At 68.1% G+C, this 20,750-nt stretch carries 33 protein-coding genes; all 33 read left to right on the top strand.

Going from position 1 to position 20,750, the window contains the following annotated elements; translation table 11 throughout:
• Nucleotides 1-646 precede the first annotated feature (646 nt).
• The 33 genes from rpsL to rpmJ all read left to right on the top strand — a co-directional run bounded on the left by rpsL (nucleotide 647) and on the right by rpmJ (nucleotide 20,668).
• Nucleotides 647-1,021, top strand: coding sequence for a 30S ribosomal protein S12 (gene rpsL / locus AC07EG_RS00005; RefSeq protein ID WP_003102113.1), 375 nt, complete (start codon nucleotides 647-649; stop codon nucleotides 1,019-1,021).
• Nucleotide 1,022: 1 nt separating this feature from the next.
• Nucleotides 1,023-1,493 (top strand): 30S ribosomal protein S7, encoded by a 471-nt coding sequence (gene rpsG / locus AC07EG_RS00010; RefSeq protein WP_009072291.1) that lies wholly within the window; start codon nucleotides 1,023-1,025, stop codon nucleotides 1,491-1,493.
• A 63-nt stretch (nucleotides 1,494-1,556) separates the two neighbouring features.
• Nucleotides 1,557-3,656, top strand: a complete 2,100-nt coding sequence (fusA, locus tag AC07EG_RS00015) for an elongation factor G (protein ID WP_478250715.1) — start codon at nucleotides 1,557-1,559, stop codon at nucleotides 3,654-3,656.
• Between the two features lie 120 nt (nucleotides 3,657-3,776).
• Complete coding sequence (gene tuf / locus AC07EG_RS00020; protein ID WP_478250716.1) at nucleotides 3,777-4,970, top strand: elongation factor Tu; 1,194 nt, start codon at nucleotides 3,777-3,779, stop codon at nucleotides 4,968-4,970.
• 368 nt (nucleotides 4,971-5,338) lie between these two features.
• Nucleotides 5,339-5,644, top strand: coding sequence for a 30S ribosomal protein S10 (gene rpsJ, locus AC07EG_RS00025; protein ID WP_003883485.1), 306 nt, complete (start codon nucleotides 5,339-5,341; stop codon nucleotides 5,642-5,644).
• 33 nt (nucleotides 5,645-5,677) lie between these two features.
• Nucleotides 5,678-6,334 (top strand): 50S ribosomal protein L3, encoded by a 657-nt coding sequence (gene rplC / locus AC07EG_RS00030; protein ID WP_478250717.1) that lies wholly within the window; start codon nucleotides 5,678-5,680, stop codon nucleotides 6,332-6,334.
• A complete protein-coding gene (gene rplD / locus AC07EG_RS00035; RefSeq protein ID WP_478250718.1) occupies nucleotides 6,331-7,020 on the top strand; it encodes a 50S ribosomal protein L4 in 690 nt (229 codons plus the stop codon). Before rplC ends, rplD begins: the two co-directional genes overlap by 4 nt.
• Nucleotides 7,017-7,328 (top strand): 50S ribosomal protein L23, encoded by a 312-nt coding sequence (gene rplW, locus AC07EG_RS00040; protein ID WP_478250719.1) that lies wholly within the window; start codon nucleotides 7,017-7,019, stop codon nucleotides 7,326-7,328. Before rplD ends, rplW begins: the two co-directional genes overlap by 4 nt.
• A 14-nt stretch (nucleotides 7,329-7,342) precedes the next feature.
• Complete coding sequence (gene rplB / locus AC07EG_RS00045; RefSeq protein WP_478250720.1) at nucleotides 7,343-8,179, top strand: 50S ribosomal protein L2; 837 nt, start codon at nucleotides 7,343-7,345, stop codon at nucleotides 8,177-8,179.
• An 18-nt stretch (nucleotides 8,180-8,197) separates the two neighbouring features.
• Nucleotides 8,198-8,479: a 30S ribosomal protein S19 gene (gene rpsS / locus AC07EG_RS00050; protein ID WP_003102083.1), complete on the top strand. Its 282-nt coding sequence runs from the start codon at nucleotides 8,198-8,200 to the stop codon at nucleotides 8,477-8,479.
• Nucleotides 8,480-8,512: 33 nt separating this feature from the next.
• Nucleotides 8,513-8,926: a 50S ribosomal protein L22 gene (rplV, locus tag AC07EG_RS00055; RefSeq protein WP_478250721.1), complete on the top strand. Its 414-nt coding sequence runs from the start codon at nucleotides 8,513-8,515 to the stop codon at nucleotides 8,924-8,926.
• Entirely contained in the window at nucleotides 8,926-9,786 is an 861-nt protein-coding gene (rpsC, locus tag AC07EG_RS00060) for a 30S ribosomal protein S3 (RefSeq protein WP_113695887.1), read from the top strand. The genes rplV and rpsC overlap by 1 nt, the downstream gene beginning before the upstream one ends.
• 1 nt (nucleotide 9,787) lies before the next feature.
• A complete protein-coding gene (gene rplP, locus AC07EG_RS00065; protein WP_113695888.1) occupies nucleotides 9,788-10,207 on the top strand; it encodes a 50S ribosomal protein L16 in 420 nt (139 codons plus the stop codon).
• Entirely contained in the window at nucleotides 10,207-10,461 is a 255-nt protein-coding gene (rpmC, locus tag AC07EG_RS00070) for a 50S ribosomal protein L29 (protein ID WP_478250722.1), read from the top strand. Before rplP ends, rpmC begins: the two co-directional genes overlap by 1 nt.
• Nucleotides 10,458-10,745 (top strand): 30S ribosomal protein S17, encoded by a 288-nt coding sequence (gene rpsQ / locus AC07EG_RS00075; protein ID WP_113695890.1) that lies wholly within the window; start codon nucleotides 10,458-10,460, stop codon nucleotides 10,743-10,745. The genes rpmC and rpsQ overlap by 4 nt, the downstream gene beginning before the upstream one ends.
• Before the next feature lie 91 nt (nucleotides 10,746-10,836).
• Nucleotides 10,837-11,205: a 50S ribosomal protein L14 gene (gene rplN, locus AC07EG_RS00080; RefSeq protein WP_004558867.1), complete on the top strand. Its 369-nt coding sequence runs from the start codon at nucleotides 10,837-10,839 to the stop codon at nucleotides 11,203-11,205.
• Entirely contained in the window at nucleotides 11,205-11,519 is a 315-nt protein-coding gene (rplX, locus tag AC07EG_RS00085) for a 50S ribosomal protein L24 (RefSeq protein ID WP_113695891.1), read from the top strand. Before rplN ends, rplX begins: the two co-directional genes overlap by 1 nt.
• Nucleotides 11,519-12,082 (top strand): 50S ribosomal protein L5, encoded by a 564-nt coding sequence (gene rplE / locus AC07EG_RS00090; RefSeq protein WP_113695892.1) that lies wholly within the window; start codon nucleotides 11,519-11,521, stop codon nucleotides 12,080-12,082. The genes rplX and rplE overlap by 1 nt, the downstream gene beginning before the upstream one ends.
• A 4-nt stretch (nucleotides 12,083-12,086) precedes the next feature.
• Complete coding sequence (locus AC07EG_RS00095; RefSeq protein ID WP_113695893.1) at nucleotides 12,087-12,272, top strand: type Z 30S ribosomal protein S14; 186 nt, start codon at nucleotides 12,087-12,089, stop codon at nucleotides 12,270-12,272.
• A gap of 85 nt (nucleotides 12,273-12,357) precedes the next feature.
• On the top strand, nucleotides 12,358-12,756 hold the full coding sequence (rpsH, locus tag AC07EG_RS00100) for a 30S ribosomal protein S8 (protein WP_113695894.1): 399 nt from the start codon (nucleotides 12,358-12,360) through the stop codon (nucleotides 12,754-12,756).
• Nucleotides 12,757-12,771: 15 nt separating this feature from the next.
• A complete protein-coding gene (rplF, locus tag AC07EG_RS00105; protein ID WP_478250723.1) occupies nucleotides 12,772-13,308 on the top strand; it encodes a 50S ribosomal protein L6 in 537 nt (178 codons plus the stop codon).
• The gene (rplR, locus tag AC07EG_RS00110) at nucleotides 13,305-13,712 is read left to right on the top strand and encodes a 50S ribosomal protein L18 (protein WP_418190762.1); all 408 of its coding nucleotides are present in this window, start codon (nucleotides 13,305-13,307) and stop codon (nucleotides 13,710-13,712) included. The genes rplF and rplR overlap by 4 nt, the downstream gene beginning before the upstream one ends.
• Before the next feature lie 40 nt (nucleotides 13,713-13,752).
• The gene (gene rpsE, locus AC07EG_RS00115; RefSeq protein ID WP_153035992.1) at nucleotides 13,753-14,397 is read left to right on the top strand and encodes a 30S ribosomal protein S5; all 645 of its coding nucleotides are present in this window, start codon (nucleotides 13,753-13,755) and stop codon (nucleotides 14,395-14,397) included.
• A 1-nt stretch (nucleotide 14,398) separates the two neighbouring features.
• Nucleotides 14,399-14,584, top strand: a complete 186-nt coding sequence (gene rpmD / locus AC07EG_RS00120; RefSeq protein WP_206802767.1) for a 50S ribosomal protein L30 — start codon at nucleotides 14,399-14,401, stop codon at nucleotides 14,582-14,584.
• Nucleotides 14,581-15,027, top strand: a complete 447-nt coding sequence (gene rplO, locus AC07EG_RS00125; RefSeq protein WP_478250724.1) for a 50S ribosomal protein L15 — start codon at nucleotides 14,581-14,583, stop codon at nucleotides 15,025-15,027. Before rpmD ends, rplO begins: the two co-directional genes overlap by 4 nt.
• A gap of 509 nt (nucleotides 15,028-15,536) precedes the next feature.
• The gene (locus AC07EG_RS00130) at nucleotides 15,537-15,803 is read left to right on the top strand and encodes a hypothetical protein (protein WP_478250725.1); all 267 of its coding nucleotides are present in this window, start codon (nucleotides 15,537-15,539) and stop codon (nucleotides 15,801-15,803) included.
• Nucleotides 15,797-16,153 carry a hypothetical protein gene (locus tag AC07EG_RS00135; protein ID WP_478250726.1) on the top strand — a complete coding sequence of 119 codons (357 nt, stop codon included), beginning with the start codon at nucleotides 15,797-15,799 and terminating at the stop codon, nucleotides 16,151-16,153. Before AC07EG_RS00130 ends, AC07EG_RS00135 begins: the two co-directional genes overlap by 7 nt.
• A 98-nt stretch (nucleotides 16,154-16,251) precedes the next feature.
• Nucleotides 16,252-16,872: a LysE family translocator gene (locus AC07EG_RS00140; RefSeq protein ID WP_478250727.1), complete on the top strand. Its 621-nt coding sequence runs from the start codon at nucleotides 16,252-16,254 to the stop codon at nucleotides 16,870-16,872.
• Between the two features lie 356 nt (nucleotides 16,873-17,228).
• Complete coding sequence (secY, locus tag AC07EG_RS00145) at nucleotides 17,229-18,536, top strand: preprotein translocase subunit SecY (protein ID WP_478251204.1); 1,308 nt, start codon at nucleotides 17,229-17,231, stop codon at nucleotides 18,534-18,536.
• On the top strand, nucleotides 18,533-19,087 hold the full coding sequence (locus AC07EG_RS00150; RefSeq protein WP_478250728.1) for an adenylate kinase: 555 nt from the start codon (nucleotides 18,533-18,535) through the stop codon (nucleotides 19,085-19,087). Before secY ends, AC07EG_RS00150 begins: the two co-directional genes overlap by 4 nt.
• Before the next feature lie 44 nt (nucleotides 19,088-19,131).
• A complete protein-coding gene (gene map / locus AC07EG_RS00155) occupies nucleotides 19,132-19,905 on the top strand; it encodes a type I methionyl aminopeptidase (protein WP_478250729.1) in 774 nt (257 codons plus the stop codon).
• 390 nt (nucleotides 19,906-20,295) lie between these two features.
• Nucleotides 20,296-20,517 (top strand): translation initiation factor IF-1, encoded by a 222-nt coding sequence (gene infA, locus AC07EG_RS00160; RefSeq protein ID WP_009948665.1) that lies wholly within the window; start codon nucleotides 20,296-20,298, stop codon nucleotides 20,515-20,517.
• A 37-nt stretch (nucleotides 20,518-20,554) separates the two neighbouring features.
• Nucleotides 20,555-20,668 (top strand): 50S ribosomal protein L36, encoded by a 114-nt coding sequence (gene rpmJ / locus AC07EG_RS00165; protein ID WP_004558882.1) that lies wholly within the window; start codon nucleotides 20,555-20,557, stop codon nucleotides 20,666-20,668.
• The last annotated feature ends 82 nt before the right edge of the window (nucleotides 20,669-20,750 follow it).

Consider the following 20,750-nt stretch of genomic DNA (forward strand, 5'->3'; position numbering starts at 1 on the left):
ACGCCCATCCCCCCGTCCACAGTCCCCCCCCACCCCCAAAAAGGACCCCCCCCCCCCCCCCTCTCTCTTCTCCCCCCCCCCCCCCCCCCCCCCCCCCCCCCACTCCGCTTTCACCCGGATGAACCGCACGTCCGAGCGGTCGCGTCCCACTCGGGTCACCGGCTCCGAACCACCCGAAACCCCCGAAACCCACCCCGCTCACCCCCGCGTGCTTCTGCGGGCAAAAGCCGGTCGCGTCCGGCTGACCAGCGTGAACCCCACCCCGTCCGGCTTTTCCCCGCAGAAGCCGCACCCCCGCGTCCGGTGATCCGGCTCGAAACGCGGCCGGTGGGAATCCGTCACGCCCCGGCTCCGAAGCGCTAGACTGGGTGGTCCGTCCCCGGTTCCGACCCCCCGATCGCGGGCTGCTCGCCCGGGCGGGTATCTTTGATGACCGTGCCCGGCACATGTCGGGCCGCTCCGTGTGCCGTCAGGCGCCGGGCGGGACGCGTGCAGCGCTCGCCGGGGCCGTCCGGGCGGGCTCGAGCACAAGCAGTTCCACGGAAACCCCAGTGGGAAAGGGTCCAGCCGACCCTGACGCGGGCCGACACGCCCGACCGCGGGGGCCGGGGAGAAACAAGCAAGATCGCGACAGAAAGCTGGTCCATTGCCCACGATCCAGCAGCTGGTCCGCAAGGGCCGCCAGGACAAGGCTGCCAAGCAGAAGACCGCGGCCCTCAAGGGGAGCCCGCAGCGGCGTGGCGTGTGCACCCGCGTGTACACCACGACCCCCAAGAAGCCGAACTCGGCGCTGCGCAAGGTCGCTCGTGTGAAGCTGACCAGCGGCATCGAGGTCACCGCCTACATCCCCGGTGAAGGCCACAACCTGCAGGAGCACTCGATGGTGCTCGTGCGCGGCGGCCGCGTGAAGGACCTGCCGGGGGTCCGCTACAAGATCATCCGCGGTTCGCTCGACACGCAGGGTGTGAAGAACCGCAAGCAGGCGCGCAGCCGGTACGGCGCGAAGAAGGAGAAGAGCTGATATGCCCCGCAAGGGTCCGGCCCCGAAGCGGCCATTGATCTCCGACCCCGTCTACGCCTCGCCGCTGGTCACCCAGCTGGTGAACAAGGTGCTCAAGGACGGGAAGCGGTCCCTGGCCGAGCGCATCGTCTACGGCGCGCTCGAAGGCGCTCGCGAGAAGACCGGCACCGACCCGGTCGTCACGCTGAAGCGCGCGCTCGACAACGTGAAGCCCACCATCGAGGTGAAGAGCCGCCGGGTCGGTGGCGCCACCTACCAGGTGCCGATCGAGGTCAAGCCCGGCCGCTCGACCACCCTTGCGCTGCGCTGGCTGGTCTCCTTCTCGCAGCAGCGCCGCGAGAAGACCATGATCGAGCGCCTGCAGAACGAGCTCCTCGACGCGAGCAACGGCCTCGGGGCGAGCGTGAAGCGCCGCGAGGACACGCACAAGATGGCCGAGTCCAACAAGGCGTTCGCCCACTACCGCTGGTGACGTCCGCCCGGCTGTCGATCCAAGCCAGCCCGGGCCCCAAGTTTGAGACAGGGGAACACTGCAGTGGCACGTGACGTGCTGACCGACCTGAACAAGGTCCGCAACATCGGCATCATGGCCCACATCGACGCCGGTAAGACCACCACGACCGAGCGGATCCTGTTCTACACCGGGATCAACTACAAGATCGGCGAGGTCCACGACGGCGCCGCCACCATGGACTGGATGGAGGAGGAGCAGAAGCGGGGGATCACCATCACCTCGGCTGCCACCACCACCTTCTGGGCCGACCACCAGATCAACATCATCGACACCCCCGGCCACGTCGACTTCACCGTCGAGGTGGAGCGTTCGCTGCGGGTGCTCGACGGTGCGGTCGCCGTCTTCGACGGCAAGGAGGGCGTCGAGCCGCAGTCCGAGCAGGTCTGGCGGCAGGCCGACAAGTACGAGGTCCCGCGCATCTGCTTCGTCAACAAGATGGACAAGCTCGGGGCGGACTTCTACTTCACCGTGAAGACCATCGAGGACCGCCTCGGGGCCCGGCCGCTGGTCATCCAGCTGCCGATCGGTGCCGAGAGCGACTTCGAGGGCGTCGTCGACCTGGTCCGCATGAAGGCGCTGACCTGGCGCGGCGAGGTCCAGAAGGGTGAGGACTACGCGGTCGAGGACATCCCCGCCGCGCTCGCCGACAAGGCCGCCGAGTACCGCGAGAAGCTGGTCGAGGCGATCGCCGAGACCGACGACGCGCTGATGGAGAAGTTCTTCGGCGGCGAGGAGCTGACCGAGGCCGAGATCAAGGCCGGCATCCGCAAGCTGACGATCGCGCGCGAGGCGTACCCGGTGCTCACCGGTTCCGCCTTCAAGAACAAGGGCGTGCAGCCCATGCTCGACGCGGTGATCGACTACCTGCCGTCGCCGCTGGACGTCCCGGCCGTCGAGGGCACCCTCACCGACGGTGAGACCAAGGCCACCCGTGAGGCGTCGGTCTCCGAGCCGTTCTCCGCGCTCGCGTTCAAGATCGCCGCGCACCCGTTCTTCGGCAAGCTGACCTACATCCGGGTCTACTCGGGCAAGGTCGCCAAGGGCGCGCAGGTCATCAACGCGACCAAGGAGCGCAAGGAGCGCATCGGCGGTCTGTTCCAGATGCACTCCAACAAGGAGAACCCGGTCGAAGAGGGCCAGGCCGGCCACATCTACGCGGTCCAGGGCCTCAAGGACACCACCACCGGGGACACCCTGGCCGACCCGCAGAACCCGGTCGTGCTGGAGTCGATGACCTTCCCGGAGCCGGTCATCCGGGTGGCCATCGAGCCGAAGACCAAGGCCGACCAGGAGAAGCTCTCGCTGGCCATCCAGCGGCTCGCCGAAGAGGACCCGACCTTCCAGGTCAACCTCGACGAGGAGACCGGCCAGACGATCATCGCCGGCATGGGTGAGCTGCACCTCGAGGTGCTGGTGAACCGGATGAAGTCCGACTACAAGGTCGAGGCGAACATCGGCAAGCCGCAGGTCGCCTACCGCGAGACGATCCGCAAGACGGTCGAGAAGCTCGACTACGTGCACAAGAAGCAGACCGGTGGTTCCGGTCAGTTCGCCAAGGTGATCGTCAAGCTGGAGCCGCTGGCGACCACCGACGGCGCACTCTACGAGTTCGACAACAAGGTCACCGGTGGCCGCGTCCCGCGGGAGTACATCCCCTCGGTGGACGCGGGCGCGCAGGACGCCATGCAGTACGGCGTGCTGGCCGGCTACCCGCTCGTCGGGTTGAAGTTCACCTTGCTGGACGGCGCGTACCACGAGGTCGACTCTTCCGAGATGGCGTTCAAGATCGCCGGTTCGATGGCGATGAAGGAAGCCGCGAAGAAGGCGAACCCGGTCATCCTCGAGCCGATGATGGCCGTCGAGGTCACCACGCCCGAGGACTACATGGGTGACGTGATCGGCGACCTGAACTCCCGCCGTGGCCAGATCCAGGCCATGGAGGAGCGCGCAGGCACCCGTGTCGTGAAGGCACTGGTTCCGCTGTCGGAGATGTTCGGCTACGTCGGTGACCTGCGGTCGCGTACCCAGGGCCGGGCGAACTACTCCATGCAGTTCGACTCCTACGCCGAGGTTCCCGCGAACGTCGCGAAGGAGATCGTCGCCAAGGCGACGGGGGAGTAACACCCCAAGCCCGCGGCCGTGCGGGTCCCGAACCGGGGCCCGCCCGGCCGACCAGATGATTCGCCGTCGACAGCCACGTCGTTCGGTGAGCAAGCTCAAAAAGTCCAGGAGGACATTCCAGTGGCGAAGGCGAAGTTCGAGCGGAGCAAGCCGCACGTCAACATCGGAACCATCGGTCACGTCGACCACGGGAAGACCACTCTGACCGCGGCGATCACCAAGGTTCTGCACGACAAGTACCCGGAGCTCAACGAGTCGCGGGCGTTCGACCAGATCGACAACGCGCCGGAAGAGAAGCAGCGCGGTATCACGATCAACATCTCGCACGTCGAGTACCAGACCGAGAAGCGCCACTACGCCCACGTGGACGCCCCCGGTCACGCGGACTACATCAAGAACATGATCACCGGTGCCGCCCAGATGGACGGCGCGATCCTGGTGGTCGCCGCGACCGACGGCCCGATGCCGCAGACCCGTGAGCACGTGCTGCTCGCCCGCCAGGTCGGCGTGCCCTACATCGTGGTGGCCCTGAACAAGGCCGACATGGTGGACGACGAGGAGATCCTCGAGCTGGTCGAGCTGGAGGTCCGCGAGCTGCTGTCCTCCCAGGAGTTCCCCGGCGACGACGCCCCCGTGGTGCGCGTTTCCGGCCTGAAGGCCCTCGAGGGCGACGCCAAGTGGGCCGAGTCGGTCCTCGAGCTGATGAGCGCCGTCGACGACAACGTGCCGGACCCGGTGCGCGACCTCGACAAGCCGTTCCTGATGCCGATCGAGGACGTGTTCACCATCACCGGTCGTGGCACCGTGGTGACCGGTCGCGTGGAGCGCGGCCAGGTCAACGTGAACGAAGAGGTCGAGATCGTCGGCATCCGCGAGAAGTCGACCAAGACCACCGTCACCGGTGTCGAGATGTTCCGCAAGCTGCTCGACTCGGGCCAGGCGGGCGACAACGTCGGCCTCCTGCTCCGCGGCATCAAGCGCGAGGACGTCGAGCGCGGCCAGGTCATCGTGAAGCCGGGCACCACCACCCCGCACACGGAGTTCGAGGGCTCGGTCTACATCCTGTCGAAGGACGAGGGTGGCCGTCACACCCCGTTCTTCAACAACTACCGCCCGCAGTTCTACTTCCGCACCACCGACGTCACCGGCGTGGTCACCCTCGCCGAGGGCACCGAGATGGTGATGCCGGGCGACAACACCAACATCAGCGTTCAGCTCATCCAGCCGATCGCGATGGACGAGGGTCTGCGGTTCGCCATCCGCGAGGGTGGCCGCACCGTCGGCGCCGGTCAGGTCACCAAGATCGTCAAGTGATTTCCACCTGAACCCGGGGGGCGGTTGACCCCGGGTTCAGGTCGTGGAATCACCTGTGCGACACTATTCAGGTTGCTTCGTGATGGGGCGGCCGAACCCGAGTCCGGGTTGCGGCCGCCCTGTCGCGAGAGCCGAGGTCCGCCGAGCTCTTCCTTCGGGTGAGGGTTGCGGGCAAGGGACGCCGATGCGGCGGCCCCCTCACGTTGAGGAAGACCAGGCAGGACGACGATCCCCGGGGATCCGTCTGCGCACCGGGCGCGACACGCCCGACCGCGTGGACCGGAGACAGGGCCGTTGAACTGCGGAAACCCCGGCCACGGCCCGGGTTGAACAGATAGCGGCACGAGACGACAAGGAACGCAGCCACCATGGCGGGACAGAAGATCCGCATTCGGCTCAAGGCCTACGACCACGAGGCGATCGACGCCAGCGCGCGCAAGATCGTCGAGACGGTCACGCGCACCGGTGCCTCAGTCGTGGGCCCGGTGCCGCTGCCCACCGAGAAGAACGTTTATTGCGTCATCCGCTCGCCGCACAAGTACAAGGACTCGCGCGAGCACTTCGAGATGCGCACGCACAAGCGGCTGATCGACATCCTCGACCCGACGCCGAAGACGGTGGACGCGCTCATGCGCATCGACCTGCCGGCCAGCGTCGACGTCAACATCCAGTAAGAGCGTTTGGCGAGCGGCGGAGATAAGAGACTCATGTCTGACAGGCAAGTGAAGGGCATCCTGGGCACCAAGCTCGGCATGACCCAGGTCTTCGACGAGAACAACCGGATGGTTCCGGTGACCGTCGTGCAGGCCGGGCCGAACGTGGTGACCCAGATCCGTACCCAGGACAAGGACGGCTACAGCGCCGTGCAGCTGGCCTTCGGTGCCGTGGACCCGCGCCGGGTCAACAAGCCGAAGACCGGCCACTTCGACAAGGCCGGGGTGACCCCGCGCCGGCACCTCGCCGAGCTGCGCACCACCGACGCCGACGGTTACGAGGTCGGCCAGGAGATCACCGCCGAGGTGTTCGGCGCCGGCTCCGTGGTCGACGTGACCGGCACCACCAAGGGCAAGGGCTACGCCGGGGTGATGAAGCGCCACGGCTTCAAGGGCCAGGGCGCCAGCCACGGTGCGCAGGCCGTGCACCGCAAGCCGGGTTCGATCGGTGGCTGCGCCACCCCCGGCCGTGTTTTCAAGGGGCTCCGCATGGCGGGCCGGATGGGTTCCGCGCGGGTCACCACGCAGGGCCTGACCGTGCACGACGTGCGCGCCGACGAGGGCCTGCTGCTGATCAAGGGCGCGGTCCCCGGGAACAAGGGCGGTCTGGTGTTCGTCAGGACCGCCGCGAAGGGTGGTAACACCGAATGACCAGCGTCGAGCTGAAGACCCCGGCCGGTAAAGCCGACGGCACGATCGAGCTCCCCGCGGAGATCTTCGACGTGCAGGCCAACGTGCCGCTGATGCACCAGGTCGTGACGGCCCAGCTGGCCGCCGCGCGGCAGGGCACGCACGACACCAAGACCCGCGGCGAGGTCGCGGGCGGTGGCAAGAAGCCGTACCGCCAGAAGGGCACCGGTCGCGCCCGCCAGGGCTCGATCCGCGCCCCGCAGTTCACCGGTGGTGGCGTCGTCCACGGCCCCACGCCGCGCGACTACACCCAGCGCACCCCGAAGAAGATGAAGGCAGCCGCCCTGCGTGGCGCCCTCTCCGACCGGGCCCGCGCCGGCCAGCTGCACGTGGTCACCGAGCTGGTCTCCGGCGAGAAGCCGTCGACCAAGGCCGCCAAGACCGCGCTGCGCGCGCTGACCGAAGCCAAGCGGGTGCTCGTGGTGCTGCACCGCGACGACGAGCTGACCTGGCGCTCCGTGCGCAACCTCAGCGACGTGCACCTGATCACGCCGGACCAGCTCAACACCTACGACGTGCTGGTCAACGACGACGTGGTGTTCACCAAGTCCGCGTACGACGCCTTCGTCGCCGGCCCCGCCAGGGGCAAGGGCGCCAAGGCCACCGCGCGGTCGAGCGAAGTTGCCGAAGGGAGTGACGAGCAGTGAGTTCGGTCGCCATTCCTGACCCCCGCGACATCGTGCTCGCGCCGGTGATCTCCGAGAAGTCCTACGGGCTGCTCGAGGACCACAAGTACACGTTCGTGGTTCGCCCGGACGCCAACAAGACCCAGATCAAGATCGCCATCGAGCAGATCTTCGGGGTCAAGGTCGTCAGCGTGAACACGCTGAACCGCCAGGGCAAGCGCAAGCGCACCCGGTACGGCTTCGGCAAGCGCAAGGACGTCAAGCGCGCCGTCGTGACCCTGTCCGCTGAGAGCAAGCCGATCGAGATCTTCGGCGGACCCGCCGCGTAAGGGACTGAGCAGACATGGGTATTCGCAAGTACAAGCCGACCACCCCCGGTCGCCGTGGCTCCAGCGTCTCCGACTTCTCGGAGATCACGCGGTCCACCCCGGAGAAGTCGCTGCTGCGTCCGCTGCACGGCCGCGGTGGCCGCAACTCCTCCGGCAAGATCACCACCCGGCACAAGGGTGGCGGGCACAAGCGGGCGTACCGGCTGATCGACTTCCGCCGGCACGACAAGGACGGCATCCCGGCCAAGGTCGCGCACATCGAGTACGACCCCAACCGGTCCGCCCGGATCGCGCTGCTGCACTACGCCGACGGCGAGAAGCGCTACATCATCGCGCCGGAGAAGCTCAAGCAGGGCGACACCGTGGAGAACGGCCCCCGCGCCGACATCAAGCCCGGCAACAACCTGCCGCTGCGCAACATCCCGGTCGGCACGGTGATCCACGCGATCGAGCTGCGCCCCGGTGGCGGCGCCAAGATCGCCCGGTCCGCCGGTGCCAAGGTCCAGCTGGTGGCCAAGGACGGGCCGTACGCCCAGCTGCGGATGCCCTCGGGCGAAATCCGCAACGTGGACGTGCGCAACCGCGCCACGGTCGGCGAGGTCGGCAACTCCGAGCACGCCAACATCAACTGGGGCAAGGCGGGCCGCAACCGCTGGCGGGGCAAGCGCCCCACCGTCCGCGGTGTGGTGATGAACCCGGTCGACCACCCGCACGGTGGTGGTGAGGGCAAGACCTCCGGTGGTCGCCACCCGGTCAACCCGAACGGCAAGCCGGAGGGTCGCACCCGCCGCAGCAACAAGCCGAGTGACAAGCTGATCGTCCGCCGCCGGCGTACCGGCAAGAAGCGCTGAGCAGGGAGGTAGAAGACTATGCCGCGCAGCCTGAAGAAGGGCCCGTTCGTGGATGACCACCTGCTCAAGAAGGTGGACGCGCTGAACGAGTCCGGCAAGAAGACGGTGATCAAGACCTGGTCCCGCCGCTCCACGATCATCCCCGACTTCCTGGGGCACACGATCGCGGTGCACGACGGCCGCAAGCACGTCCCGGTGTTCGTCACCGAGGCGATGGTGGGTCACAAGCTGGGCGAGTTCGCCCCGACGCGGACCTTCAAGGGTCACATCAAGGACGACCGCAAGTCCCGCCGCCGCTGAGCGGTGCGACAGACAGCAAAGAGGTAGCAAGCGATGAACGCCAAGGATGCGACGGTCGAGGCTCTGCCGACGGCCTTCGCGCGGGCTCGCTTCGTCCGGGACTCGCCGACCAAGGTGCGCCGGGTGATCGAGCTCATCAAGGGCCGCAGCGCCGCCGACGCCCTCGCCGTGCTGCGGTTCGCGCCGCAGGCGGCCAGTGAGCCGGTGGCGAAGGTGCTCGCCAGCGCCATGGCCAACGCCGAGAACAACCTCGACCTCGACCCCGACACCCTCTGGGTCAAGAACGCGTACGCCGACGAGGGCCCGACCCTCAAGCGCATCCGCCCGCGGGCCCAGGGCCGCGCGTACCGGATCCGCAAGCGCACGAGCCACATCACCGTCGAGGTGGAGTCGCGGCCCAAGGCCGACAAGAAGGCGAAGAGCAGCAAGAAGGCAGGTGGCCGGTAGTGGGCCAGAAGATCAACCCGCACGGCTTCCGGCTGGGCATCACCACGGACTGGAAGTCCCGCTGGTACGCCGACAAGCAGTACGCCGAGTACGTCGCGGAAGACGTCAAGATCCGCAAGCTCCTGTCCACGGGCATGGAGCGGGCCGGCATCTCGAAGGTGGAGATCGAGCGCACCCGTGACCGGGTCCGCGTGGACATCCACACCGCCCGCCCCGGCATCGTCATCGGCCGCCGCGGCGCCGAGGCCGACCGGATCCGCGGTGCGCTGGAGAAGCTGACCAAGAAGCAGGTCCAGCTGAACATCCTCGAGGTGAAGAACCCCGAGGCCGACGCCCAGCTGGTCGCGCAGGGTGTGGCGGAGCAGCTGTCCAACCGCGTGGCGTTCCGCCGCGCGATGCGGAAGGCGATCCAGAGCTCCATGCGCTCGCCGCAGGTCAAGGGCATCCGCGTGCAGTGCGGTGGCCGCCTCGGCGGTGCCGAGATGTCCCGCTCGGAGCACTACCGCGACGGCCGCGTGCCGCTGCACACGCTGCGCGCCGACATCGACTACGGCTTCTTCGAGGCCCGCACCACCTTCGGCCGCATCGGCGTGAAGGTGTGGATCTACAAGGGTGACGTGGTCGGTGGGCTCAAGGCCAAGGAGGCGCGTGACGCCGCCGCGGCCGCCGAGCGCGCCCCCCGCCGCGACCGTGGCGACCGTCCGTCCCGCCCGCGCCGCTCCGGCGCGTCGGGCACCACGGCCACCTCCACGGAAGCGGGCCGGGCCGCCGCGGCGACCAAGAACGACACCGCCGCCGAGTCGGCGACCCCGGCCGCCGAGGGCACCACCCCGGCCGCCGCAGAGAAGACGGAGGGCTGACGTGCTCATCCCGCGCAAGGTCAAGCACCGGAAGCAGCACTCGCCGAAGCGCGCCGGTGCCGCCAAGGGCGGTACCAAGGTCAGCTTCGGTGACCTGGGGATCCAGGCACTCGAGCACAGCTACGTGACGAACCGGCAGATCGAGGCGGCCCGTATCGCCATGACCCGCCACATCAAGCGTGGCGGCAAGGTGTGGACCACCATCTACCCGGACCGCCCGCTGACCAAGAAGCCCGCCGAAACCCGCATGGGTTCCGGTAAGGGGTCCCCGGAGTGGTGGATCGCCAACGTCAAGCCGGGCCGGGTGATGTTCGAACTGAGCTTCCCCAACGAGGCCACGGCCCGCGAGGCGCTCCGCCGCGCGATCCACAAGCTGCCCATGAAGTGCCGAATCGTGACCCGTGAAGGTGGTGAGTTCTGATGGCGAAGGCAGGAACCGCCGCGGCATCGGAGCTGCGTGAACTCACTGCGGAGGAGCTCGTGCTGCGCCTCAAGGAGGCCAAGGAGGAGCTGTTCAACCTCCGCTTCCAGATGGCCACCGGGCAGCTGGACAACAACCGCAGGCTGCGGGCCGTCCGCTCGGACATCGCCCGCATCTACACGGTGATGCGCGAGCGCGAGCTCGGGCTGTCCGTCTCCCCAGATGACGCCGAGAACGAAGAAGGTGCCGCATGAGCGAGCCGATCGCGGCGCAGGACAAGGCGTCCGGCCGCAACTACCGCAAGGTCCGTGAGGGCCTGGTCGTCTCCGACAAGATGGACAAGACCATCGTCGTCGAGCTGGAGGACCGCAAGAAGCACGCCCTCTACGGCAAGGTCATGCGGTCCACCACCAAGGTGAAGGCGCACGACGAGGAGAACACCGCCGGCATCGGCGACCGCGTTCTGCTCATGGAGACCCGACCGCTGTCGGCCACCAAGCGCTGGCGGCTCGTCGAGATCCGCGAGAAGGCCAAGTAAGCCGGGGGACTTTTCCGGAAGTTCCCTATCCGTTCCGCCAGGCTCACCCCGGTCCGCGGGGTGAGAACCGGCGAGACATACAGGAGTTGACGTGATCCAGCAGGAGTCGCGACTGCGAGTCGCCGACAACACGGGTGCCAAGGAGATCCTCTGCATCCGCGTGCTCGGCGGATCGGGGCGGCGCTACGCGGGTATCGGCGACATCATCGTCGCCACCGTTAAGGACGCCATCCCGGCTGCCGGGGTGAAGAAGGGCGACGTGGTCAAGGCCGTCATCGTCCGCACGGTGAAGGAGCGGCGTCGTCCGGACGGCTCCTACATCCGGTTCGACGAGAACGCCGCGGTGCTCATCAAGAACGACAACGAGCCGCGTGGCACCCGCATCTTCGGCCCGGTCGGCCGTGAGCTGCGCGATCGGAAGTTCATGAAGATCATCTCGCTCGCGCCGGAGGTGTTGTGATGAAGGTGAAGAAGGGCGACACGGTCGTCGTCATCGCCGGCAAGGACAAGGGCGCGAAGGGCAAGGTCATCCAGGCTTACCCGGAGCGGTCGCGGGTGCTGGTCGAGGGTGTCAACCGGATCAAGAAGCACACGCGGATCAGCCAGACCCAGCGCGGTGCCCAGTCCGGCGGCATCGTGACCCAGGAAGCCCCCATCCACGTGTCGAACGTGATGGTCGTCGATTCCGACGGCAAGCCGACCCGGGTGGGCTACCGCATCGGCGAGGACGGCAAGAAGGTCCGGATCTCGCGCAGGAACGGCAAGGACATCTGATGACCACCGCTGAGAAGATCGTGCCGCGTCTGAAGACGCGCTACCGCGAGAACATCGCGGGCGAGCTCCAGAAGGAGTTCGAGTACGCGAACGTGCACCAGATCCCCGGTGTGGTCAAGGTCGTGGTGAACATGGGCGTCGGCGACGCCGCCCGTGACAGCAAGCTGATCGAAGGCGCCATCCGCGACCTGGCCACCATCACCGGGCAGAAGCCCGAGGTGCGCAAGGCCCGGAAGTCGATCGCGCAGTTCAAGCTGCGCGAGGGCCAGCCGATCGGCGCGCGGGTCACCCTGCGCAACGACCGCATGTGGGAGTTCCTGGACCGGCTGCTGAACATCGCGCTGCCGCGTATCCGCGACTTCCGCGGGCTGTCGCCGAAGCAGTTCGACGGCAACGGCAACTACACCTTCGGTCTCAACGAGCAGTCGATGTTCCACGAGATCGACCCCGACTCCATCGACCGCCCGCGCGGCATGGACGTCACCGTTGTCACCACCGCCACCACCGACGACGAGGGCCGCGCGCTGCTTCGCAAGCTCGGCTTCCCGTTCAAGGAGAACTGAGCCGATGGCCAAGAAAGCACTGGTCCACAAGGCCGCGAAGAAGCCGAAGTTCAAGGTGCGCGGCTACACCCGTTGCCAGCGGTGCGGTCGCCCGCACTCGGTCTTCCGCAAGTTCGGGTTGTGCCGTATCTGCCTTCGCGAGATGGCGCACGCCGGCGAGCTGCCCGGCGTGAGCAAGTCCAGCTGGTAAGGCTTCCTTCTCCACTCCCAAGTTCGCCACAGGCCCCGCCGCGAAACCGGCGGGGAACCAGGGCGAGAAAGGTTGACAGGTCACCATGACGATGACCGACCCGATCGCAGACTTCTTGACCCGTCTGCGCAACGCGAACTCCGCGTACCACGACGAGGTCGTGCTGCCCCACTCGAAGCTGAAGGCGAACATCGCCGAGATCCTCAAGCGCGAGGGTTACATCGCGGCCTTCCGCGACGAGCCGGGCGAGAAGCACAAGAACCTCGTGGTGCAGCTCAAGTACGGCCCGAACCGTGAGCGCAGCATCGCCGGCCTCCGGCGCGTGTCGAAGCCCGGTCTGCGCGTGTACGCCAAGTCCACCGAACTGCCCAGCGTGCTGGGTGGCCTCGGGGTCGCCATCATCTCGACGTCCTCCGGTCTCCAGACCGACCGGCAGGCCAAGCGCAACGGCGTGGGCGGCGAAGTCCTCGCCTACGTCTGGTAAGGGAGGGGATCAGCAATGTCACGTATCGGAAAGCTGCCGATCACCGTCCCCGCCGGGGTCGAGGTCAAGATCGACGGGCAGCAAATCTCGGTCAAGGGCCCGAAGGGCACGCTCGAGCACACGCTCGCCGAGCCCATCACCGCCGAGTTCAACGACGGGGTCATCGAGGTCAAGCGCCCGGATGACGAGCGCTCCAGCCGCGCCCTGCACGGCCTGAGCCGCACCCTGGTGAACAACCTGGTGGTCGGCGTCACCGAGGGCTACGAGAAGAAGCTCGAAATCCACGGCGTCGGTTACCGCGTGCAGGCCAAGGGCTCGGACCTCGAGTTCGCCCTCGGCTACTCCCACCCGGTGCACATCCCGGCTCCGGAGGGCATCACCTTCAAGGTGGAGACCCCCACCCGGTTCTCGGTGTCCGGCATCGACAAGCAGAAGGTCGGCCAGACGGCCGCGGTCATCCGCAAGCTGCGCCGCCCGGACCCGTACAAGGGCAAGGGCCTGCGGTACGAGGGTGAGCGAATCCGCCGCAAGGTCGGGAAGACGGGTAAGTGATCATGAGCGACACGACTACGACGAAGCGCAAGCCGGTCGGCAAGGACGTCTCGACCCGCCGTCGCGTGGCGAAGACCCGTCGCCACTTCCGGCTCCGCAAGAAGATCAACGGGACTCCGCAGCGGCCGCGGCTGGCCGTGAAGAAGTCCTCGCGGCACCTGTCCGTCCAGCTGATCGACGACCTGGCCGGGCACACCCTGGCCGCGGCGTCGACCATGGAGGCGGACGTGCGCGCGGCCGACGGCGACAAGAAGGCCAAGGCCGCCAAGGTCGGCGAGCTGCTGGCGGCCCGCGCCAAGAACGCCGGGGTGACCAGCGTGGTGTTCGACCGGGGTGGCAACGCCTACCACGGCCGCATCGCCGCGCTCGCGGACGCCGCCCGCGAAGCGGGCCTGGAGTTCTGATGACGATGCAGTACATGGCTGTGAATGGAAGGAAAGCCTGATGCCGGGACGTACACGGCAATTCGGCGGCGGCCAGGGCGGTCCCGGCGGGCAGGGCGGCAACGACCGCAATGACCGCCGCGAGCGCCGGGATCGCCGCGACGGCGGCCGTGGCGGGGCGGCCCAGGAGAAGACCCCGCACCTCGAGCGCGTGGTGGCCATCAACCGCGTCGCCAAGGTCGTGAAGGGTGGTCGTCGCTTCAGCTTCACCGCCCTCGTCGTGGTCGGTGACGGTGACGGTCAGGTCGGCGTCGGCTACGGCAAGGCCAAGGAAGTTCCCGCGGCCATCGCCAAGGGCGTCGAGGAGGCGAAGAAGAACTTCTTCCGCGTGCCTCGGATCGCCGGCACCATCCCCCACCCGATCCAGGGTGAGGACGCCGCCGGTGTGGTGCTGCTGCGCCCGGCGAGCGCCGGTACCGGTGTCATCGCCGGTGGCTCGGTGCGTGCGGTGCTGGAGTGCGCCGGGGTGCACGACGTGCTCTCCAAGTCGCTCGGCAGCGACAACGCGATCAACATCGTGCACGCCACCGTCGCGGCTCTGAAGGGCCTGCAGCGTCCGGAGGAGGTGGCGGCCCGCCGCGGCCTGCCGCTCGAGGACGTCGCCCCGGCCCGGATGCTGCGCCAGCGCGCCGGTCAGGGGGTCTGACGTGGCTCAGCTCAAGGTGACCCAGGTCAAGAGCAAGATCGGCACGAAGCACAACCACCGCGAATCGCTGCGCACCCTCGGGCTGCGCAAGATCCGGCAGTCGGTGGTGCGTGAGGACACCCCCCAGGTGCGTGGCCTGATCCACACGGTCCGCCACCTGGTGGAGGTCGAGGAGGTCAAGTCATGACGGCCATCAAGATCCACCACCTGCGGCCCGCGCCCGGCGCCAAGACGGACAAGATCCGGGTCGGCCGCGGTGAGGGTTCGAAGGGCAAGACGGCCGGTCGCGGTACGAAGGGTACGAAGGCGCGGAAGAACGTGCCCGTGCGCTTCGAGGGTGGGCAGATGCCCATCCACATGCGCCTGCCGAAGCTGCGCGGCTTCAAGAACCGGTTCCGCACCGAGTACCAGCCGGTGAACGTGGGCGACATCGCCCGCGTCTTCGCCGACGGTGGCAAGGTCGGCCCGGAGGAGCTGGCGGCCCGCGGCCTGGTCCGCAAGGGCAAGCTGGTCAAGGTCCTCGGCAACGGCGACGTCAACGGCGTCAAGCTCGACGTCACCGCCGACGCCTTCTCCGGCTCCGCCAAGGAAAAGCTCGAAGCCGCCGGTGGCTCCGCCACCACCAACTGAACCGGCTTTTCCCCGCAAAAGGCCCGCCAGGTCCCCCAAGACCCGGCGGGCCTTTTCACACCCTCCTGCTTTTGCCCGCAAAAGCCGACGCGCCTGCTTTAGCCCGCAGAAGCCGCACGCGCCGCTCCCACCCACCCCGGCGCCTGCCTCCACCCGCAGCCACTCCCGCTTCAGCCCGGCAAAGCCGACGTGCATGCTTTTGCCCGCAGAAGCCGCACAGCGCCGCTGCCGCCCCACCCGGCATCCTGCTTCAGCCCGCAGAATCGGTCGCCCCCTGCTACTGCCCGCAGAAGCCGCAGCCCGCTCAGCTCTCTCCGCAGCTGCACCCGCCCCTCCACGGCCGGATCGAAGCTGCTTCAGCCCGCAGAAGCCGACGACCCTGCTTCTGCCCGCAGAAGCCGCACCGTCCCAGTCCGATGCACGCCGCAGCCGAGCGAACCTGCTTTACCCCGCAGAAGCGTCCCGGCCTGCTTTTGCCCGCAGAAGCTGGTCGGTGCCAGGATCGCGCCATGACGGATCAGCCGCCGCCACCTGAACCGGCCACTGTCCTGGACCAGCGTCGCGGCCTGAGCGTCCTCCTCACCCTGGTCGCGCTCCTGCTCACCGCCACCGGTTCGTTCCTCCCGCTGTTCGTCAGCGTCGTCCCCGGCCTCGATGGGGCCGAGGGCGTCGGCATCAAGGTGACCGGCTGGTCGGCCGAGTCCGACTCCGCCGGCTGCCGGGCCTGGAGGACGGCAACGTTCTCGCTCCGTTCGCCCGCAATGGCGCCATGCTGATCGCGGCCGCCCTGGCCCTCGGCGTCGCAGCCGTGCTCACCGCCCGGTCCCACAGGACGGCCTCGCCTGCCCGGTCCGTCTCCGCCGCGGCCGCCGCCTTCGCGCTCGCGATCGCGGGCTCGATCGGCATGCAGGCCGTCGGCTGGACCGACCTGTTCTCCGCGACCGGCGCCCCAGCCGGCCCCGGCTTCGGTTACTGGCTGGTCGCCGCGGGCGCCGTTTTCGCCATCGTCGCCGCCGTCCTGCTCAACCTGGACCCGCGGCGGCGGCCCCGCGCCACCCCCGATGTCTCGACCCCGCGCTACGGCTTCCCCGTTCCCGAAGACCCCACCCCACCAGCACAAACGTAACCCGAACCGGCTTTTGCCCGCAGAAGCTTGGCGCCGGAATTGGCGCGCGCGGGGAGGGGGAGCGCCGGTAGGGTCGCCGTGATCGGGAGGTGGGTGGAATGGGCTGGCTGGTCGTCTTCTTCGGGGCTTCGACCCTCATCGCGCTGACCCCGGGCGCCAACAACCTGCTCGGCCTGCACCACGGCATGGGCCACGGACTCGGCCGCGCGCTCATCGGCCTCCTCGGCAGGCTCGCGGCATTCGTCCTGCTCATCGCGGCCGTCGCCGCCGGGCTTGGCCAGCTGCTCGCCGCCTGGGAACCCGCGCTCACCATCGTCAAGTGGGTCGGCGTCGCCTACCTCGTCTACCTCGGTGCACGCATCCTCATCGAGACCCGCCGTCTTTTGCCCGCAGAAGCCGCACCGGCCGGCGGGCGCGGTGCCGCGGCGATCGCGCGCAAGGAGTTCCTGGTCGCCATCACCAACCCGAAGGCGGTGCTGATCTTCACCGCCTTCGTGCCCCAGTTCATCGACGCGGCCCACGGGCCCGTGCCCGCGCAGGTCGCCCTGCTCGGCGCGGTCTACCTGCTCGCCGAGTTCCTCGCCGGCACCGTCTACATCGTCGCGGGCACGCTGGTGAGCGCCGCCCGCATGAGCCTGCGCGCCCGCCGCAACCTCGACCGCGGCACCGGCGTCGTGCTGCTCGGCATGGCGGGGCTGCTGGCGGGCTCCAGGACCTGAGTACTAGGCCACCCGGGTGGTTCCGCCAATCTCGGCTGTCCGCTCACAGCGGACAGAATCTCCCTCACCCCACCGCCTCCCGCCCGTTGTGACCGCCCTCACCGGTGAAGATCACCCTCCACGAACGGGTGACCAGCACCTCCGCCGAGCCGCCGCCGGGTTCACCCACGGACGAATAGGCCGTACACGCTGCCGCTCGCGATCAGGGTGCTGTTAGAGTCGGCGACACGCTTTGGGGCAAGTGTGCCCTGATGCGTTCCTGGCTTGCCTGCCAGTGAGTAGTGTTCCCGCCGGTCACCGTGCCGGCCAAGCCGTTCATCGGTTCGATGGCCGATGACGTCGAGGAGGTCCCCCGCGTGCTCAGCGCCTTCCGCTCGGCTCTCGCGACGCCGGACCTGCGCAAGAAGATCCTGTTCACGCTGATGATCGTGGCCGTGTACCGGCTCGGCGCGATCACCCCAGCTCCTGGGGTTTCCTACCCCAACGTCCAGGCATGTCAGGCGCAGACCGATCAAGAGGGCATTTACTCGCTGCTGAACCTCTTCAGCGGTGGGGCTCTCCTGCAGTTGTCGATCTTCTCGACGGGCATCATGCCCTACATCACGGCGAGCATCATCGTCCAGCTGCTCACCGTGGTCATCCCGCGGTTCGAGGAGCTGAAGAAGGAAGGCCAGTCCGGCCAGGGCAAGCTGACCCAGTACACCCGCTACCTGACGATCGCGCTGGCGATCCTGCAGGCGACCGGCGTGATCGCGCTGGCCGACCGCGGTCAGCTGTTCCAGGACTGCGACCAGCCGGTCATCCCGGACAACAGCGTCTACTCGCTCGCCCTGATCGTGATCACCATGACCGCGGGCACCGCGGTGATGATGTGGCTGGGCGAGCTGATCACCGAGCGCGGCGTCGGCAACGGCATGTCGGTGCTGATCTTCCTGAACATCGCCGCCCAGCTGCCGACCGAGGGCGCCAACATCCTCGAGCGCAACAACGCCGTGGTGTTCACCTTCGTCTGCGTGCTCGGCCTGGCGATCATCGCCTCGGTCATCTTCGTCGAGCAGGGTCAGCGCCGGATCCCGGTGCAGTACGCCAAGCGCATGGTCGGCCGCCGGATGTACGGCGGCACCTCGACCTACCTGCCGATCAAGGTGAACCAGGCCGGTGTCATCCCGGTCATCTTCGGTTCCTCGCTGCTGTACCTGCCGGACCTGATCAGCCGCCTGATCGGCGACCCGAACAGCAGCTCGGGCTGGCAGGTCTTCCTGCAGAACTACGTGGTGAACCAGTCCAGCTGGGTGCACATCCTGCTGTACTTCGCGCTGATCATCTTCTTCACCTACTTCTACATCACGATCACGTTCAACGTGGACGAGCGTGCGGAGGAGATGAAGAAGTTCGGCGGGTTCATCCCGGGCATCCGCCCGGGGCGGCCGACCGCCGAATACCTGAGCTTCGTGCTCGGCCGGATCACCCTGCCGGGGTCGATCTACCTGGGCCTGGTGGCGATCCTGCCGAACTTCTTCCTGTCCATCACCGGTGACGGCAACAACCAGAACTTCCCGTTCGGTGGTACCGCCGTGCTGATCATGGTCGGTGTCGGCCTCGACACCGTGAAGCAGATCGAAAGCCAGCTCATGCAGCGCAACTACGAAGGGTTCCTCCGATGACGAGGCTGGTTCTGGTCGGGCCTCCCGGAGCGGGTAAGGGGACGCAAGCGATCGCGTTGTCCGAGAAGCTCAGGGTCCCGCACATCTCCACCGGCGACCTGTTCCGCGCGCACGTGGGTGAGCAGACCCCGCTGGGCCGTGAGGCGCAGCGCTACATGGACTCGGGTGAACTGGTGCCCGACACCGTCACCAACGAGATGGTCCGCGAGCGGCTGGCCGAGCCGGACGCCAAGGCGGGCTTCCTGCTCGACGGGTTCCCGCGCACCACCAAGCAGGCGGACGTGCTCGGCCAGATGCTGGCCGACACCGACACCACCCTGGACGCGGTCATCCAGCTCGAGGTGCCCGAGGACGTCGTGGTCGCCCGGCTGCTTTCGCGGGGTCGTTCCGACGACACCGAGGAGGTCGTCCGGCGCCGCCAGCAGGTGTACCGGTCGGAGACCGCGCCGCTGCTGGAGTACTACGGCAACATCCTGGTGACCGTGGACGGCGTCGGCGAGGTCGACGAGGTCTCGGCCAGGGTGCTGGCCGCGCTGCCCGACCGCGAATGACTGTGGGCGGACTGCGTGTACCGAAGTTCCTGCGCCGAGGTCGCATGATCGAGTTGAAGTCCCGGGGCGAGCTGGAAGCGATGCGAGCCGCCGGGCTGGTCGTGGCGCGCACGCTCGAGCTGGTCACCGAGGCCGCGAAGCCGGGTGTCTCGACGAAGGAACTCGACGAACTCGCCGAGCAAACCATCCGGGACGCCGGCGCGGTGCCCTCGTTCAAGGGCTACCACGGGTTCCCGGCGTCGATCTGCGCGTCGGTGAACGAGCAGATCGTGCACGGCATCCCGGCGGTTTCGCAGGTGCTGGCCGACGGGGACCTGATCTCCGTCGACTGCGGTGCGATCCTCGACGGCTGGCACGGCGACTCCGCGGTGACCATCGCCGTCGGCCCGTCCGTCTCGGCGAAGGACCTCGCGCTCTCGGACGCCACGCGGGTGGCGATGTGGGCGGGCGTCAAGGCCGTGCAGCCGGGGGCCCGGCTGACCGACATCTCGTACGCCGTGCAGTCCGCCGCGGAACGCGCCGGCGAGGCCGACGGCGTCGAGTACGGGATGATCCTGGAGTACGGGGGCCACGGCATCGGCACGGAGATGCACATGGAGCCGTTCCTGCCGAACGTCGGGAAGCCGGGGAAGGGCCCGCGGCTGAAGCCGGGCATGGCGCTGGCGGTCGAGCCGATGCTGACCGGTGGCGGCGGGGAGACCCTCGAACTGGACGACGGCTGGACCGTGGTCACCGCTGACGGGTCGCGAGCCGCCCACTGGGAGCACACCGTCGCCATCACCGACGACGGCCCCTGGGTCCTCACCGCCCCCGCCTGACCCCCCCCGCCACCGACTTCTGCGGGCAGAAGCATGCCCGCCCCTGCTTTTCCCCGCAGAAGCTCATCGACCCCGGCCGGTGCCTCGATCGGGTTGTCCCTGGTCACCTGACCTGGTGTTTTCCGCCGCTGGCGCGGTCCGGCCCAGCCGTCTACCCTGGAAGGAGCCCGGCGGCCTCGGCCAGCCGGAAGCGCCCGGCCGCGATGTGACCTAACACGGTCAACCCCCGGTTGGGTGTCGCGACACGGCTTGCGTACACTGTCAAGTCGGCGTACTCATCTCGCCGGTTCCAGCGCGCGTGAATTCTTGCGGCATCGGAGTCGGGGCGGCGCGTGCGCCGGGCACCAACGCAAGCACTCACCGCTCAACCAATCACGAAACGCGGAGGACATGGGCAAGAAGGACGGGGCCATCGAGGTCGAAGGCCGCGTAATCGAGCCGCTTCCCAACGCGATGTTCCGCGTCGAGTTGGAGAACGGCCACAAGGTCCTTGCACACATCAGCGGCAAGATGCGGCAGCACTACATCCGCATCCTGCCCGAGGACAGGGTTGTCGTGGAGCTCTCGCCCTACGACTTGTCCCGTGGTCGCATCGTCTACCGCTACAAGTGATCACGGCGCAACGAGTACAAGCAGGAAAGCAGGAGACGTGAAGGTCCAGCCGAGCGTCAAGAAGATCTGCGACAAGTGCAAGGTGATCCGCCGCCACGGCCGGATCATGGTGATCTGCGAGAACCTGCGGCACAAGCAGCGGCAGGGCTGATCACCCGCTCGTCGAAGAGTGGATTGACGGCAAACCAACTCTCCCCGCACCTGCCGGGCCGCCCAGCGGCCCGGTTCACCCC

This window comes from Amycolatopsis sp. NPDC045836 (genome assembly GCF_056431745.1).